The 17596-nt window shown below is 42.8% G+C and carries 17 protein-coding genes; 12 read left to right on the plus strand and 5 right to left on the minus strand.

Annotated elements, in window-relative coordinates; translation table 11 throughout:
- Positions 1-126: 126 nt before the first annotated feature.
- From ppsA to alr, 12 genes are all read left to right on the plus strand, one after another.
- On the plus strand, positions 127-2505 hold the full coding sequence (gene ppsA, locus HGD77_RS08990) for a phosphoenolpyruvate synthase (RefSeq protein WP_004278782.1): 2379 nt from the start codon (positions 127-129) through the stop codon (positions 2503-2505).
- A 419-nt stretch (positions 2506-2924) separates the two neighbouring features.
- A complete protein-coding gene (locus HGD77_RS08995; RefSeq protein ID WP_004278783.1) occupies positions 2925-3722 on the plus strand; it encodes an RDD family protein in 798 nt (265 codons plus the stop codon).
- 298 nt (positions 3723-4020) lie between these two features.
- Positions 4021-5115: a ubiquinol oxidase subunit II gene (gene cyoA, locus HGD77_RS09000; protein ID WP_004278784.1), complete on the plus strand. Its 1095-nt coding sequence runs from the start codon at positions 4021-4023 to the stop codon at positions 5113-5115.
- 3 nt (positions 5116-5118) lie between these two features.
- Entirely contained in the window at positions 5119-7107 is a 1989-nt protein-coding gene (gene cyoB / locus HGD77_RS09005; RefSeq protein WP_004278785.1) for a cytochrome o ubiquinol oxidase subunit I, read from the plus strand.
- Between the two features lie 4 nt (positions 7108-7111).
- Positions 7112-7732 (plus strand): cytochrome o ubiquinol oxidase subunit III, encoded by a 621-nt coding sequence (gene cyoC / locus HGD77_RS09010; RefSeq protein WP_004278786.1) that lies wholly within the window; start codon positions 7112-7114, stop codon positions 7730-7732.
- Entirely contained in the window at positions 7732-8058 is a 327-nt protein-coding gene (locus tag HGD77_RS09015; protein WP_004645410.1) for a cytochrome o ubiquinol oxidase subunit IV, read from the plus strand. Before cyoC ends, HGD77_RS09015 begins: the two co-directional genes overlap by 1 nt.
- 10 nt (positions 8059-8068) lie before the next feature.
- Entirely contained in the window at positions 8069-8947 is an 879-nt protein-coding gene (gene cyoE / locus HGD77_RS09020) for a heme o synthase (RefSeq protein ID WP_004278788.1), read from the plus strand.
- A gap of 436 nt (positions 8948-9383) precedes the next feature.
- Positions 9384-9770: a 30S ribosomal protein S6 gene (gene rpsF / locus HGD77_RS09025; RefSeq protein WP_004278789.1), complete on the plus strand. Its 387-nt coding sequence runs from the start codon at positions 9384-9386 to the stop codon at positions 9768-9770.
- Positions 9771-9782: 12 nt separating this feature from the next.
- On the plus strand, positions 9783-10010 hold the full coding sequence (rpsR, locus tag HGD77_RS09030; protein ID WP_004278792.1) for a 30S ribosomal protein S18: 228 nt from the start codon (positions 9783-9785) through the stop codon (positions 10008-10010).
- Positions 10011-10019: 9 nt separating this feature from the next.
- Complete coding sequence (rplI, locus tag HGD77_RS09035; RefSeq protein WP_004278793.1) at positions 10020-10466, plus strand: 50S ribosomal protein L9; 447 nt, start codon at positions 10020-10022, stop codon at positions 10464-10466.
- Positions 10467-10682: 216 nt separating this feature from the next.
- Positions 10683-12125 (plus strand): replicative DNA helicase, encoded by a 1443-nt coding sequence (gene dnaB / locus HGD77_RS09040; protein WP_004278794.1) that lies wholly within the window; start codon positions 10683-10685, stop codon positions 12123-12125.
- A gap of 49 nt (positions 12126-12174) precedes the next feature.
- Positions 12175-13245, plus strand: a complete 1071-nt coding sequence (gene alr / locus HGD77_RS09045; RefSeq protein WP_004278795.1) for an alanine racemase — start codon at positions 12175-12177, stop codon at positions 13243-13245.
- 47 nt (positions 13246-13292) lie between these two features.
- Here the strand turns inward: alr and HGD77_RS09050 are convergent, their stop codons facing one another.
- The 5 genes from HGD77_RS09050 to HGD77_RS09070 form a co-directional block, all read right to left on the minus strand.
- Entirely contained in the window at positions 13293-13724 is a 432-nt protein-coding gene (locus tag HGD77_RS09050) for a BLUF domain-containing protein (RefSeq protein WP_004278796.1), read from the minus strand.
- 81 nt (positions 13725-13805) lie between these two features.
- Positions 13806-14540, minus strand: coding sequence for a proteasome-type protease (locus tag HGD77_RS09055; RefSeq protein ID WP_004278798.1), 735 nt, complete (start codon positions 14538-14540; stop codon positions 13806-13808).
- A gap of 13 nt (positions 14541-14553) precedes the next feature.
- A complete protein-coding gene (locus tag HGD77_RS09060; RefSeq protein ID WP_004278799.1) occupies positions 14554-15333 on the minus strand; it encodes a transglutaminase family protein in 780 nt (259 codons plus the stop codon).
- On the minus strand, positions 15330-15932 hold the full coding sequence (locus HGD77_RS09065) for an alpha-E domain-containing protein (protein ID WP_004278801.1): 603 nt from the start codon (positions 15930-15932) through the stop codon (positions 15330-15332). The genes HGD77_RS09060 and HGD77_RS09065 overlap by 4 nt, the downstream gene beginning before the upstream one ends.
- 22 nt (positions 15933-15954) lie before the next feature.
- Positions 15955-17514 (minus strand): circularly permuted type 2 ATP-grasp protein, encoded by a 1560-nt coding sequence (locus tag HGD77_RS09070; protein WP_004278802.1) that lies wholly within the window; start codon positions 17512-17514, stop codon positions 15955-15957.
- Between the last annotated feature and the right edge of the window lie 82 nt (positions 17515-17596).

Genomic DNA, 17596 nt, shown 5'->3' on the forward strand with positions numbered 1-17596 from the left:
TGCTATATAATCTTTATAGTAAACCGATCTTACATGACTGTCGCTTAGTAAAATCAAAAACCTAGATGATTTGCTATACTCTCATGCCGAGATAGTGATTAATACTGCAAAAGTGGAGTAACAACTTTGGAAGCGCGCGTAATTGGTCTGGAAAAATTAGGGAAGCACGACGTTGAGCTGGTCGGTGGGAAAAACTCATCACTAGGCGAAATGATCAGCCACTTATCAAATGCTGGTGTATCTGTGCCAGGTGGTTTCGCAACGACTGCCGATGCCTACCGTGAATTTCTCGAGCAAAGTGGCCTAAACGCTAAAATCAATGCAGAGCTTGCTGCACTCAATGTTGATGATGTAAATGCACTTGCTGAAACTGGCGCAAAAATTCGTCAATGGATTGTGGATACTCCACTTACGCCTGCATTAGAACAAGAAGTTCGTACAGCATTTGCAGAACTTTCTAACGGCAACCCTGACATCGCGGTTGCCGTTCGTTCTTCTGCAACTGCAGAAGATTTGCCGGATGCTTCTTTTGCCGGCCAGCAAGAAACTTTCTTGAACATTCGTGGTATCGATAACGTTCTGATCGCAATCAAAGAAGTGTTTGCATCTTTGTACAACGACCGCGCAATCTCATACCGTGTACACCAAAACTTTGCCCATGATGTAGTTGCCCTGTCTGCTGGTGTACAACGCATGGTTCGTTCAGAAACTGGCGCTGCAGGTGTGATGTTTACGCTAGATACTGAATCAGGCTTCCGTGATGCAGTATTCATTACTGCATCTTATGGTTTGGGTGAAATGGTCGTTCAAGGTGCAGTTAACCCGGACGAATTCTATATTTCTAAACCGCTTTTAAATGCAGGCCGACACGCGATCCTTCGTCGCAACCTGGGTTCTAAGCACCAGAAAATGATTTATGGTGAAGAAGCATCTGCAGGTAAATCTGTCGTTGTCGTGGATGTTGAAAAAGCTGAACGCCAACAGTTCGCTTTAAACGACCAGGAATTACAAGAACTTGCTAAACAAGCGCTGATCATTGAAAACCACTACGGTGCACCAATGGACATCGAGTGGGCAAAAGATGGCGATGATGGCAAGATTTACATCGTTCAGGCGCGTCCTGAAACTGTAAAAAGCCGTGAAAATGTCGGCACCATGGAACGCTACCTGTTGAAACAACGCGGTACTGTGATCTGTGAAGGCCGTTCAATCGGTCAACGCATTGGTTCTGGTAAAGTCCGCATTGTGACGTCTATTAAAGAAATGGACAAAGTACAAGACGGTGATGTTCTTGTATCTGATATGACTGACCCGGATTGGGAACCAGTCATGAAACGTGCAGCTGCGATTGTAACAAACCGTGGTGGTCGTACTTGTCACGCAGCAATTATTGCACGTGAGCTTGGTGTTCCTGCAATCGTGGGTTGTGGTAATGCAACTGAAGTTCTTGTAGACGGTCAGGAAGTGACTGTGTCTTGTGCTGAAGGTGATACTGGCTTTATCTATGAAGGCGCACTAGATTTTGAAATTCAAAAGAATTCAATTGAGTCTATGCCTGCTCTTCCATTTAAAGTAATGATGAACGTGGGTAACCCGGATCGTGCATTTGACTTTGCTCAAATTCCAAACGCAGGTATTGGTCTGGCGCGTCTTGAATTCATTATTAACCGTATGATTGGTGTTCACCCGAAAGCATTAATCAATATTGACAGCCTTCCACGTGAAACACGTGCAGCAGTCATGGCGCGTACTGCAGGTTATGCATCTCCAATTGAATTCTATGTAGAGAAACTGGTTGAAGGTATCTCGACACTTGCTGCTGCATTTGCAGACAAGCCAGTCATTGTTCGTATGTCAGACTTCAAGTCTAACGAATATGCAAACTTGATCGGTGGTAAGTTATACGAGCCAGAAGAAGAAAACCCGATGCTAGGTTTCCGTGGTGCAAGTCGCTACGTTTCTGATAACTTTCGTGATTGCTTCGAACTTGAATGTCGTGCATTGAAAAAGGCACGTGATGAAATGGGTTTAACCAATATCCAGATCATGATTCCATTTGTTCGTACTGTTGCTGAAGCGAAACGTGTAATTGAACTTCTTGCATTAAATGGTCTTAAGCGCGGTGAAAACGGCCTTAAAGTGATCATGATGTGTGAACTTCCAACCAATGCTTTATTGGCAGATCAATTCCTTGAACATTTCGATGGTTTCTCTATTGGTTCAAACGACTTGACACAATTAACGCTTGGTCTTGACCGTGACTCGGGTATTGTCTCTCACCTATTTGATGAGCGCGACCCTGCAGTTAAGGCGTTGCTTTCTCTTGCAATTCAAGCATGTCGTAAAGCTGGCAAATATGTCGGTATTTGTGGTCAAGGTCCTTCTGATCATCCAGATCTTGCACAATGGTTAATGGAACAAGGTATCGACTCTGTGTCTTTAAACCCAGACTCGGTACTTGAAACTTGGTTCTTCCTGGCTGAAGAAAAAGTGCAAAAAGCATAAGCAATTGTGAATAAAAAAGACCCTTTGATAGGGTCTTTTTTATGAGATAGATATTATGATTTATTGTTTGAAAATTGATAACTAAAGACCCAATCACAAGCTAAACAATTGAATTTATAAATATAATTAAATCAACGCTTATCAACACATAAAGACTGTAATGACAAACAAATACCAACAGTAAAGTCATATCAAAATGGCAATAATAATAAATAACCATCGAATGTTCAGGAAGATATTTTTAAGAATGCAGATCCTTGCAATTTTGTATGGGCTCATTTTTAATGACAAATATGATTGAAAATCCTCAATTAATCTATATCTTACGATGAGAGGATGTTTGTTTTCAAAACAGAATTCAATACAATCTTGATCAAAGCTATTATCAGTTCACATTTATATATTGAGATTCAGTCTATATGCAGATTTACTTGGCCCGAAACAATCAACAAGCTGGTCCATATACGCTCGAGCAATTGAATCAGATGCTGGCGAATCAACAAGTCATGCTGACTGACCTGGCATGGCATCAAGGCATGACCGAGTGGAAAGCCTTAGGTGAACTTACCCAAGGAAAATCGGTATATCAACCCGAAGGTTATGTCGCTCCAGCAGTCACACCTGAAACGCCGGTATTCCAGAATAGCCAACCAACGACTTCGGCCTACTCACAGCCTCATACTCAAACAGCAACTCAAAAAAATGAACTTGCCAGTATTCCAAGCCGTATCCTGGCCAAAATTGTAGACGTATTACTGTGGCTACCAGCAACCTTCATTTTGACTGCTTTTTTTACGCCTGAACAGGAAACCCGGTTTGCTCAACTGAATGAAGAATTCATGAATGTTGTGCTGAGTAGCGATGCAGATCCTGCAATGGCTCAGCAATTACAGACTCAAATGTTTGAGATGTTTTCTCAGCAGGCGTGGCTTGCCACAGCGGTCTATTTGATTATCATGCTGGCCATTCAAGCCTTTCTGATTGCCAAATCAGGCCAAAGTATTGGTAAAAAGCTCACGAAAATCAAAATTGTAGATGTAGAATCAGGTGAAAAGACCAGCCTGTTGCGCGCCTTTACTATTCGTAGCGTATTTTTCATATTTTTAAATATTGTATTTATGCCACTGAGTTTAATTATTGACTGGGCCTTCGGATTGGGCAAAAAACGTCAAACCTTGCACGATAAACTCGCAAAAACGCAAGTTGTGAAACAATAGTGCAGGAATACACAAAATGGGATGAATATCATCCCATTTTGATTACAGAACTTTGAAATTGAAATAAAATTCCCATAAATCCTCCCCAATCCAGACCAGCAAAATCGGTTTTTATTACAGGCATTTAAAGCGCCCTAGATATAGCTTAGTTCGTGAATCTCAGGCATAATGCCCTACAACGTAGCGGTGTATTGTGATTAATAGGATGTTTTGTAAAATTCAGCCTTTTTTGTCATATGCACTTTAATCGCTATCCCATATTAAATTAGGGAATGGGACTCTTCACCGAGGTTGTAAAATGAGACAAACGATTTTAGCTGTATTGTCTTTATCTGCGATGACTGCACTCTTGACCGGGTGTGGTGGTGATATGGTACTTCTGAACTCTAAAGGTCCAGTTGCAGCAGGTCAAAGTAACCTGATGATGACTGCGATTTACTTAATGCTTTTGGTGGTTATTCCATCAATCATCATGGCATTATGGTTCGGTTGGAAATATCGTGCATCGAATAAAGACGCAGACTATAAACCTACATGGGCACACTCTACTGCGATTGAAATTGTGGTATGGGGTATCCCTGTCATTATTATTGGTATTTTAGCTTGGTTAACTTGGTGGGGTTCCCACAAGTATGACCCATACCGTCCAATTGAAGCAGATAAAGCACCTTTAACTGTTCAGGTTATTGCTGAGCAATTTAAATGGATCTTCATCTATCCTGAGCAAGGCATTGCAACTGTTAACGAATTACGTTTCCCAGAGCAAACTCCGGTAAGCCTTCGTTTAACCTCTAACTTCACGATGAACTCGTTCTTCATCCCGGCGTTAAGTGGTCAGATTTATGCAATGGCAGGTATGCAAACTCACCTTAACTTCTTAGCTGATGAAACTAGTCCAGCTGAAGGTTATCGTGGTTTCTCTTCAAACTATTCAGGCTATGGCTTCTCACAAATGCGCTTCCGTGCACATTCTGTGACTGATGCTCAATTCGCTGAATGGATTTCTGCTGTTCAGGCAGGAAACGGTACTTCAGTTAACCCTAATGCAGTACAAAAAACTGTTCTAGACCAAGCTGAATTTGCAACTTTACGTGACGGCAACCGTGGTAAACACCAGATCGAAGCGATTATTGCAAAAGCTGAAACTCCTGAAGAGAAGGCTGCTGCTGAAGCAATGAAGCCTTACCCTACTAAGCCACATCCTGTGACTTACTACTCTTCTGTAGAGCAAGGTTTGTTTGAATCTGTGATTCACAAGTATATGAGTAACTATCACGGTGCTGACCATTCAGCTCCTGTAGAAGCTGCAGCGACTGATGCTGTTGCTCACGAAGCGGCTGCTTCTGAAGCTCATGTAGCTGGTGAACATGCGACTGCTTCTCAAGGAGAATAAGACATGAGCTTCTTAGGTAAGTTAGGTCCAGATGCAATTCCTTACGATCCAATCGTATTGGCAACTGTTGCAATGATGATCCTGGGTGGTATCGCAGTTTTTGCTGGTATTACCTACTTCAAAAAATGGGGCTACCTGTGGAACGAATGGTTCACATCTGTAGACCATAAAAAAATTGGTATCATGTATATCTTCGTATCTGTGATCATGCTTTTGCGTGGTTTCGCCGATGCGATCATGATGCGTCTTCAGCAGTTCCTTGCAAAAGGTGGCGGCGAAGGTTATCTACACCCTGAGCATTACGACCAGATCTTTACCGCGCATGGCGTGATCATGATCTTCTTCGTGGCAATGGGTCTTGTAGTTGGTTTAATGAACATCTCTGTACCGCTTCAAATCGGTGCACGTGACGTTGCATTCCCATTATTAAACTCTTTAAGCTTCTGGTTATTCGCCGGCGCTGCGGGTCTGATGATGGTTTCACTTGCGTTAGGTGAATTCGCTGCAACAGGTTGGATGGCATACCCTCCACTGTCTGGTATCGAATATTCTCCAGGCGTAGGTATGGACTACTATATCTGGGCACTGCAAATTTCAGGTCTAGGTACGCTATTAACGGGTGTTAACTTCTTCGTTACCATCATCAAAATGCGTGCGCCTGGCATGAAACTTATGGAAATGCCAATCTTTACCTGGACATCTTTATGTACAGCAGTATTGATTATTGCGGCGTTCCCAGTGTTGACTGCAACAATTGCAATGTTAACGCTTGACCGTTACTTTGGTTTCCACTTCTTCACCAATGACTTGGGCGGTAGTCCAATGTTGTACGTGAACTTGATTTGGACTTGGGGTCACCCAGAAGTATACATTCTGATTTTACCAGCATTTGGTATTTACTCAGAAGTTGTTGCGACTTTCTCGCGCAAAGCATTGTTCGGTTACAAATCAATGGTGTATGCAACAGTAGCAATCACAGTATTGTCATTCGTTGTGTGGGTTCACCACTTCTTTACCATGGGTGCAGGTGCCAACGTTAACGCGTTCTTCGGTATCATGACCATGATTATTGCGATTCCTACAGGTGTGAAGATCTTCTCTTGGTTGTTCACCATGTACAAGGGTCGTATTGTTTTCACCACTCCAATGCTATGGACACTAGGCTTCCTGGTAACTTTCGGTATCGGTGGTTTAACAGGTGTATTGATGGCAGTTCCACCAGCGGACTTCCTGGTACACAACTCTTTATTCCTGATTGCTCACTTCCATAACGTAATTATTGGTGGTGTGGTATTCGGTATGTTCGCAGGTATCATCTTCTACTGGCCGAAAATGTTCGGTTGGAGACTGAATGAGACTTGGGGTAAAGCAGCGTTCTGGTTCTGGTTCTTCGGTTTCTATTTTGCATTCATGCCACTTTATATCCTTGGTTTCATGGGTATGACACGTCGTTTGAATACATTTGACAACCCAGAATGGGACCCGTATGTAGATATCGCGATGTTTGGTGCGGTTCTAGTTGCACTGGGTATTCTATGTTTCATCATGCAAATCGTGGTTGGTTTCCTACAACGTGACCAACGTCTAGATTTGACTGGCGATCCATGGGATGGTCGTACCCTTGAATGGGCGACATCTTCTCCTGCTCCGTTCTATAACTTTGCTCATCTTCCAAAGATCAATGGTATTGATACTTTCTGGATCGAGAAAGAAAATGGTGTTGCGTATGCAAAACCAACGAAGTACGAAGATATCCACATGCCGACTAACCGTGCTGCCGGTTTCGTTATCGCGATGTTCATCACTGTTATGGGCTTCGGTTTAATCTGGCACATCTGGTGGTTAGTAGTTGTTACGTTCATTGCTTCTATCATTAGCTTCATCGTGTCTTCTTTCACCAAGAAAGTGGATTACTATGTTCCAGCTGCTGAAGTTGAACGTATTGAAAACGAACGCTATGCGATTCTTGAAAAACACTTGAAGAAGGACTAAGACAATGGCTGAAGTACTTCATCACGATAACCACGGACACGATGAGCATCATCATCACGATGATACTGACATCACCGTCTTTGGTTTCTGGACTTACTTGATGAGTGACCTTGTCCTGTTCGGTACACTCTTCATTGCGTTCGCTGTTTTGAGTAGCCACATTCCTGTGGGTACTCCAAGTGCGAGAGACCTGTTTGGCGATTCTTTAGGTTTCGTTCTTACTGAAACCTTCGCCCTCTTGATCTCTTCTGTAACCTTTGGTTTTGCAGTTCTTGCTGCATACAAAAAAGACGTTGCAAAAGTACTGACTTGGTTAGCGATTACTTGGGTATTCGGTGCTATCTTCATCGGCATGGAACTATATGAGTTCAATCACTTAGTTCATGCTGGTCACGGTCCAAGCACAAGTGCGTTCTTATCTGCGTTCTTTACTTTGGTAGGTACGCACGGTATTCACGTAACTTCTGGTCTGGTCTGGATGATCGTGCTTATGGTTCAAATCAAGAAATATGGTTTGACTCTTGCAAACACGCGTCGTCTAGCTTGCCTAAGCTTGTTCTGGCACTTCCTTGACATCGTTTGGATCTGTGTATTCAGCGTAGTTTACTTGATGGGAGTTCTGTAATGAGTCACGATCATAACGCTGCTGGCGAATCACACGGTAACGTTAAGCAATATACCGTTGGCTTCATCCTTTCTGTCATCCTTACCGTAATTCCATTCGGTATGGTGATGGCAGGCGGTTTTGGCCGTGGTATCTTGATTACTGTCATCGCGATTACTGCGGTTGCTCAGATTCTTGTGCAGTTAATTTACTTCCTGCATATGAACTCTTCTTCAGAGCAACGCTGGAACGTGATTGCATTCGTGTATACCATCTTAACTATCGCTATTCTTTTAGTGGGTTCTGTATGGATCATGAATTACCTACACTACAACATGATGATCTAAACTGGTCGTCATGCTGAAAAAGTATTTATTCCTGACTAAGCCAGGAATTCTCTTCGGTAACTTTGTTACCACTTTGGGTGGCTACTTCGTAGCCACCCAAGGTTCTGTAGATTTCCTTCTCCTGCTTATTACCCTTCTCGGTACTACGCTTGTCGTAGCATCAGGATGTGTGGTCAACAACGTGATTGACCAAGACATCGACCAAAAAATGCAGCGTACACAAAACCGTGCTCTGGTCACCAAAGCCATTTCCGAACCTGTTGCCCTGGCCTTTGCCCTGGTATTAGGCATCGCTGGTTTTAGTCTTTTATGGTTCTGGATAAATGCGTACGCTTTCTTATTCGCGGTGATTGGTTTTGTCGTATATGTTGGTTTCTACAGCCTATGGACAAAACGAACTACAATTCATCAAACTGTAGTCGGCAGTATTTCTGGTGCAGCTCCGCCTGTTATTGGTTATACCGCAGTAGCCAATCAATTTGACCTCGGTGCGTTACTGATCTTTTTAGGTTATGCGCTCTGGCAAATGCCTCACTCATGGGCGATTGCGATTTACCGCTTTGATGATTACAAAAATGCAGGTATTCCGATCTTGCCTGTGGCGCGTTCGATTCATCGTACCAAGATTGAATCACTGGTTTATGTGGTGTTATTCACACTGACCATGAATGCATTATTTGTCTTTGGTTATGCTAACTGGTTTTATGCAGTGATTTTAAACTTACTGTGCATTTACTGGTTGTATATCGGTGTCATTGGATTTAAAGCTGAAAATGATCAACTTTGGGCAAAGAAATATTTCTTGTTCTCGGTGATCCTGATTACTGTCATCAGTATTATCTTTAGCTTTACCTCAACTACGCCATCTACACAGATTGTGTTTTTTTAAAAAGATAGAGTTAGTCTCTATCTTTTTTTATTTTGATTTTCCTATCCCCCATTCCGAGTATCTGTAGAGCAGAATCAAAATCTCTGCTTTAGAACCTCCCTCTCTTTTCTTATCTCTGATAAATTTACCGTTTTTTGGTTTTAGCCTGACATTGATAATGTGTATGCAGATTTTAAGTTAGAGAAAGCCACTTGATATTCTCAATAGTACATTTGCTGAATTTAAGCAGTCGAACCCTGCTGTTTTAAAGTTAATGTGGTTTTCTATTAAAAGATCTGACTATAGATATAATTTCGCAAAAATGTCTTATTTGGTTGAAATTATCCCTAAAGATCACTACAATTCCCCCTTCGCAAACACTGCGACACAACTTTGGTTGTGACTCCTTGCTTCAATTTACTTAAATTGGGGCTGTCCAAACCGTAAGGAGCTGACAATGCGTCATTACGAAATCGTACTTTTAGTACACCCTGATCAAAGCGATCAAGTAGTTGGTATGGTAGAACGCTACCTAACTCACATCAAAGAAGCTGAAGGTCAAATCCACCGTCTTGAAGACTGGGGCCGTCGTCAATTGGCTTACCCAATCAACAAGATCCACAAAGCTCACTACATTCTTATGAATGTTGAGTGTGGTCAAACTACTCTTGATGAGCTTGAAGAATTGTTCCGTTATAACGACGCAATCATTCGTAGCCTTATCATCCGTCGTGAAAACGCTATCACTGAAGAGTCACTATTGGCGAAGAGTGCTGAAGAAAAACGTGCGCGTAAAGCTCAACGTGAAGAAGCACAACACGCTCAAGACTCTGCTGAAGCTTAAGGAGAACATAACATGGCACGTTTTTACCGTCGTCGCAAGTTCTGCCGCTTTACAGCTGAGAACGTTACGTACATCGACTACAAAGATATCGACACTTTAAAACAGTACATTACTGAAAACGGCAAGATTGTTCCTAGCCGTATTACAGGTACTAAAGCTCGTTACCAACGTCAATTAGCGTTAGCTATCAAACAAGCTCGCTACTTGTCTTTGATCCCTTACACTGACAATCATAAGTGAGGTTGAGCTGTGGATATTATCTTATTACAACGCATTAAAAACCTAGGTAAACTAGGCGATAAAGTTTCAGTTAAAGCTGGTTACGGCCGTAACTTCCTTATCCCTCAAGGTAAGGCTGTTGCTGCAACTGAAGCAAACACTGCTGCTTTTGAAGCTCGTCGTGCTGAACTTGAGAAAGAAGAAGCTGCTATCTTGGCTGCTGCTCAAGCACGTGCTGACCAATTGAACGAAGTGAACATCGTTATCACTGCGAAAGCTGGTGATGAAGGTAAACTATTCGGTTCTATCGGTACTCGTGACATCGCTGACGCGTTGACAAATGCTGGTCTAGAAGTAGACCGTGCTGAAGTACGTCTTCCAAATGGCGCGCTTCGTCACACTGGCGAATTTAACATCGCAATCCAATTGCACCATGATGTTACTGCAGAAGTTCTAGTTACTATCGTAGCTGAGTAATTTCTCGCCTCAAAAAGAGCATGCGAAAGCATGCTCTTTTTTTATCTCTAAAAAATATAATCTAGCCAACACTGTCAAATTCATTTTATTATTCGTGTTTACAAAAAATTGCACTTCGCATTTTTGATCAGAGCGCGTATCATTTCATCTCGTAGTGAATAAACGCTATTCATCTCCGACGATATTTAACCATTGTATTTAAAATCAGGGATTTATATGTCACAGGCGAATGCCAGCAAAAAGGTAGCTACTGCTAAACCAGAAATTGTTACTGAAAATAGCAATCTCAAGGAGTTCCGTACTCCACCCCACAATTTAGCAATTGAACAGGCTGTACTTGCTGCCCTTATGACTGTGGCTGAATCTTTTGAGCAGGTCGGTGATGTGCTGACCGAAAATGATTTCTATGCCACCCGACATAAATATATCTTCCGTGCCATTGAGCAACTCTCTAAAGAAAACTCGCCTTATGATGCGGTTCTGGTGCATGACTGGCTCATTAAACAAAACTTGCTCGACGCAATTGGTGGCGAAGAGTATTTGATGCAGCTGATGGCAGACTCACCCTCAAGTTTCTATAACCTGGAAACTTATGCTGGGAAAATTAAAGAGTTTGCTACCCTGCGCAGCATGATTAAAGTCAGCTCTGAAATTTTACAAAATGCCTATGACACCAAAGGCCGTACCGTCAGTGAAATTCTGGATCTGGCTGAGACCAATATTTTCTCGATTGCCGAACAGCATAATAACAATGCCAAAGCGCAAGGCCCTAAGCCGATCAACTCGGTGGTTGCGGACGTATTTGATAAATTAAATGAACTGTCACAAATGGAAGGTAGCATTACCGGTTTAACTACTGGTTTTGTGGAACTGGATAACAAAACTTCCGGCATGCAATCCGGTGACCTGATTATTGTCGCAGCGCGTCCATCCATGGGTAAAACCACCTTTGCCATGAATCTGGTCGAAAGTGTTTTATTCAATAACAACCTGCCTGCTCTGGTCTATTCAATGGAGATGCCAGCCGACTCGATCGCCATGCGTTTGATTTCATCATTTGGTCGCGTGCATCAAGGACATTTACGTTCTGGTAAAATGGACAGTGATGAATGGTCAAAAGTCACCAGTACCATTGTGCATTTACAAGAAAAAAATCTGTATATCGATGATTCTTCTGCACTGCCGCCGACAGAATTACGTGCCCGTGCGCGTCGTATTGCCAAAATGCATGGCGGAAAGCTGGGCTGCATCATGGTCGATTACCTGCAGCTGATGAAAGTCCCTGGCATGGGTGATAACCGTGTTGGCGAGATCTCGGAAATTTCCCGAAGCTTAAAAGCCTTGGCGAAGGAAATGCAGTGTCCAGTGATTGCCCTGTCACAGCTCAACCGATCGCTGGAGAACCGTCCAAACAAACGTCCGGTGATGTCCGACTTGCGTGAATCTGGTGCGATCGAGCAGGATGCCGACTTGATCATGTTTATTTACCGTGATGAGGTTTATAACAAGGAATCCAAGGAAGCTGGCACCGCCGAAATCATTATCGGCAAACAGCGTAACGGCCCGATTGGTACCGTACGTCTGGCATTCGAAGGTCAATATACCCGCTTTAGTAATCTCTCACCTGAGTTCTATGCTCAGTATGATGATGAAGAGTAATCAGACTCTCGTCATCACATTTCCATCGTCCCTCTAGGAGTAATTTAGGGTGCGTCAAGCTACAGTTTATATTGACAGCGCTGCGCTGCAATATAATTTAAACCGTGTCAAACAACTTGCCCCAACCGCGAAAATAGTCAGCATGGTAAAGGCCAATGCTTATGGACACGGAGTTAAAGACTGCTTAGCAGCCTTAAGCGAAACCGATGCCTTTGGTGTCGCCTGCCTGCAAGAAGCCCTGGAAATTCGTGAATTGGGCTATCTACAGCCGATCACGCTCATCGAAGGTGTTTTTTCTGCAGATGAGATGCCAATCGTAATCGAACAGAATATTGAAGTTGTGGTACATCATCAGGCCCAACTCGACTGGTTACTGGCTCATAAAGAGACCTATATCGCCAAAGATCTTAAAGTCTGGGTCAAACTGAACAGCGGCATGAACCGATTAGGTTTTAAGATTGATGTGATCAAAGATGTAATTCATACGCTAAAAGCTGAAGGCTTTAGTTGCGTGCTAGCCATGCATTTTGCCAATGCCGATGCCGAGCATCCACTGAATGATGAACAAATCCGTCAATTCCTGGAAATTAAAAATGACTGCGCTCCAATTTTAGCCTCTTGCTGTAACTCGGCTGCAATCTATAAATATCCAGAATTGCATTTTGACTATGTCCGTCCCGGGATCATGCTCTACGGCGCGACGCCTTTTGCAGACCGTGATGTACATGACCTGGATTTGAAACCGGTCATGACCTTTACTGCCGAGATTATTGCCTTGAATGAGATTCAAGCAGGTGAGCATGTCGGTTATGGTTCGACGTTCACCGCAGACCAAAACATGACTTTGGCCATTGTTTCAATTGGCTATGGTGACGGTTATCCTCGCGCTTTCCCTAAACAGAACTATGTCGCAATCAATGGTCAGCAAACTCGCGTGATTGGCCGCGTAGCGATGGATATGATCGCTATTGATGTCACAGGATTAGATGTGCAATTGGGCACAGAAGTTGAACTTTGGGGTAAAACCCGTCTGATTGACGATGTTGCAGAAGCGAATGGCACGATTGGTTATGAACTATTATGCCGACTGAGCAATCGTCCACTACGCAAAGTAGTTTGATCTAATCTTAAGAGTTAAAAAAGCCCAATCTATGTTGGGCTTTTTCTTTAGGCTGACTTTTGTTCCTCGCCCTGCTCTATGCATAATTGCATTAATAAGGCATCGACATGAGTTTGCTGAAAGGCAAAAGGATTAAAGTCATCAAATCCCATTTCCCGACAGAATTGTTGGATCTGACTACGTTTGGAAATATATTTCATGGACCAGTCCGGGAAACTTGGATATTCAATTTCCTTGGTTTCAAATAGTTTAATGTCCTGATGGCGAGGATCTTTATTCAGTCGCTCCACCAGCAGACTTTTTAAAGTGGGACATTCACCTTCCAGACATTGAAAAAAATGACCATCTGCGAAATAAAGTACACCTGTCACTTGATGCTGGTAATTAAAATCACGGGCTTCTTTCAAAATATTCGCTAAATCTTCAAGCAAATCAGTTTTGGGAGAAGTACTTTTACTGGCGTAACAAAATTGGTACATGCGCTAACTTCTCTATTTTTATTATGCTGGACTGCATAGAAGTTAATACTGTACGCGAAAAGCCTGAATCACGATAGGTTTTTATAAGAAATACTCATTAGAGGGAACAGGAAGTTCTGCCAGTCCTTTTTTTAAGGTCTCTGACCATTGCCGGCTGATTGACGTGAAATACTCATCATCTTCGGCAATACGCTTGCCTCTTGGCATGATCAGACTGTCTTTTTTATAGACCAGCACATCGAGGGGCATGCCGACCGATACATTGGAACGTAGGGTCGATGCAAATGAAATCAGGGAACAGCGCAAAGCTTCATCCAGCGGCATATCATAAGTCAGCGCACGATCCAAGATTGGCTTGCCATATTTACTTTCGCCAATCTGGAAATACGGCGTATCGCGTGTGGCACAGATAAAGTTCCCTTGCGGATAAACATGATAAAGCTGCATATCCTGATCTTTAAGTTGCCCCCCGACCAGCAGATTGCAATAATAATTACTTTGTTCCGAAATATCGCTCGTAACATTGGCAATCACTTTTTTCAGCATACTACCCACCAGCTCAGCGACATCAAACATGGTGTGCAGACTCAAGATATTGGGTTCCTGCTTCAGTTCGAGCTGATTTTTGATATGCCCAATCACGGCTTGTGTGGTTGCCAGATTTCCGGATGCCTGTATGACGATCATACGTTCACCAGGAATACCAAAGGTATACAACTTTCGAAATACAGAAATGTGATCTACTCCGGCATTGGTCCGGGTATCACTGATAAAAAGCATACCTTGCTCTAAACGTAGTGCACAACAATACGTCATTCATTCGTCCTTATTAACATCCTAGCACTTGAACGATGGAATGCATGGATTCCACACCGCCCTTTTCTCTGACACCGCGTACCGGCGCCACATCCCAATAATCCCGTCCAATCGCCACATAAACATGCGAACTTGGAGTAAACAACAGATTACTGACATCAAAACAATACCATGTCTGGTCTACAAACACCTCTGCCCAAGCGTGACTGGCCAGATGCGAAGCATTTTGTGCATATAAATAACCAGAAACATAGCGTGCAGGCAAACCTAGATATTTGCACATGGCAATAAAAATATGACTATGGTCCTGACAGACGCCCTGTCTGGACTCAAAGGCATCTATTGCAGAGCCTTGCACTGAAGTACTGTTGGAAATATAAGGCACATGCTCCAGCAAGGCCTGTGCCAGTCCAATCAAATGCTGACGGGTTAATGCAGGAACATGACGTTGTGCAAAGTCTTTCATTGCTGCATTACATTGTGTCGATTCGGTCGGCTGTAGAAAAAGATTGGGATTGATTGAATCATTCAGTCCACTCTGATGCGCAGGATTCAGTTCAACAATCCCTTGCGCCATGATAGTCAGGGAATAATAAGGCTCCCGCTGGCTACAGGTCATCCACAGATTATGAAATGCATCTTTCCGGATTTCTTTATTACCCGGCACACTAATATCCCAGGAATGCACCCGCTGATGCGCATTGCTCGAAGGCATCATTTTAATGTACTGAATACTGTTCCTCACCTCGGCCGTGTACATATAATGCGTTTGGTGATTCACCATCAATTTCATACATCTGCCTCAAACAGTTGATGAATATGGTCGCTAAACTGGTAAAACTGAATCCGGTTCGGTTCTGTACGCAACTGCTCCCAGTACTGTTCCAGATCATTCCAGCCCATCTCTACCAAAATTCTGACCACATAATCAATCTTGCAGAGTGTAGTACTGGTTTCTTCACCCAGACGTAACTGATGATCGAGCTGTTCGACACATTGCCCTAGACTAAAAAACAGAAAAATATCGGAAGATTCGGCTTCCAGAATATCTTCACATTCCGTCACCACTTCACAGATATAACCAGCATTTTTGTCTGCGGTTTTGATCAATTTCATCAGTTCCGCATAGCCTGAAGCAGACAGCACCCCGCGTAATTCCTGAATATTGTCTTTAGCTACTTTAAACTGCTGGCTAAAAGACGCCACTTGCGTAGGATCAAGTACCAGCTCATTTAGGGAACTGGCATCAAAGGCAGGCAAACAGAAAGCATGGGCATACGCTACTGCCGCTTCGTCTTCTAAAAATGGAAAGCGCGCACATAAAAAATGAGTGCGAGATAAATAACGCCCTAACCAAAAAATATGTTGTGCATTGCTATTCAGCAAAACCATGACATTTTCCTTCTTTGGAATCTTATGAATGTAAATTGTCGACTACCCAGGTATCTTTGATACCGCCACCTTGTGATGAATTCACCACCAGTGAACCGGGCTGCATCGCCACGCGTGTCAAGCCACCCTGTACGATTTCAGTACGATAAGGCGAACTTAATACAAATGGGCGTAAGTCGATATGACGTTCAGCAATACCAAAATTGGTCAAAGTCGGACTAACCGATAAGTCCAAAGTTGGCTGCGCAATATATAAATGCGGCGCAGCTAAAATTTTCTCCCTGAAAGTTTCAATTTGCTGTTTAGACGCTTGTGGTCCAATGAGCATGCCATAACCGCCCGAACCCTGCGCTTCTTTCACCACCAGCTGATCCAGATGAGCCACGACATAGTCTAATTCTTCAGAATTACGACATTGATAAGTCGGAACATTTTTTAGAATTGACTGCTCGCCCAAATAAAAACGAATCATTTTGTCGACATATGGATAAACCGATTTGTCATCTGCCACACCGGTTCCCGGTGCATTGGCAATCACAACATTATTTTGCAAATAAGCTGACATCAAGCCAGCGACACCCAAAGTGCTATCCGGTTTAAAGCATAAAGGATCAAGAAACGCATCATCGACCCGTCTATAAATAACATCGACTCGTTGGCGACCACGTATGGTTTTTACATAAACCTTCGAGTCATCAACAAAAAGGTCACGTGATGTTACTAATGGCACATCCATCTCTCTTGCAAGGAAAGAATGTTCATAGTAAGCACTATTAAAACGTCCTGGGGTCAGTACCACCACAAATGGCTTATCGACATAAGCATTTTCGATCAGGATTTCTTTTAATAATTGTGGATATTGCTCGATTCCGGCAATCTTGGACTGCTCGAATACTTTCGGCATCAGTTTTTCACTGATCTTGCGGCATTCCAGCATATAAGACACGCCAGATGGCGTTCTGAGATTATCTTCTAAGACATAAAACTCGCCCTTGGAATCACGGATCACATCGATCCCGCTAATCTGGCTATAAATCCCGCCTTTCAAGCTATGTTGATACATATGCGGCTGATAGGCTTCATGAGTTAAAATCTGCAACTCAGGAATGATATTGGCTTTTAAAATGTCCTGTTGATGATAAATATCATGTAAGAATAAATTTAGCGCCCGTACTCGTTGTGCCGAGCCTAAAGCCACCATATTCCACTGTTTCCGGTCTATGACTCGCGGAATGATATCGTAGGGAATAGTGCGTTCTACGCCTTCTTCATCGCCATAAACGGTAAAGGTAATACCATGATTTAAAAAATGTTCTTTTGCTACCTGATTCAGTGCATTGAGTTCATCCAGCGTATGTTGAGATAACCATTCTTCCAGTCTTTGACCTGCCTGACTGGACAGCACATGTTCATCCTGCATTTCATTAAAGAACTTTGAAGATAACTGCTGCAGTAAAAGTTGTGGGTTTGTTGTAGTAGATACCGCTGTAGTTTTAGTGTCTATAAAATTTTTTCCAATATTCTGGGAACTAAATTTATCAATTGTTTCAATCACATTTGTATCCCGATTTCCTTTAAGCATACAAACCCTCGTATTATCATCTATTATAATTAAATCAAAGCAATATCCATGCCATGACATCTGCATTTCAATTACCATTAAT

This window comes from Acinetobacter sp. NEB149 (assembly GCF_012516415.1).
In the GTDB taxonomy this organism is placed as follows: Bacteria; Pseudomonadota; Gammaproteobacteria; order Pseudomonadales; family Moraxellaceae; genus Acinetobacter; species Acinetobacter lwoffii_V.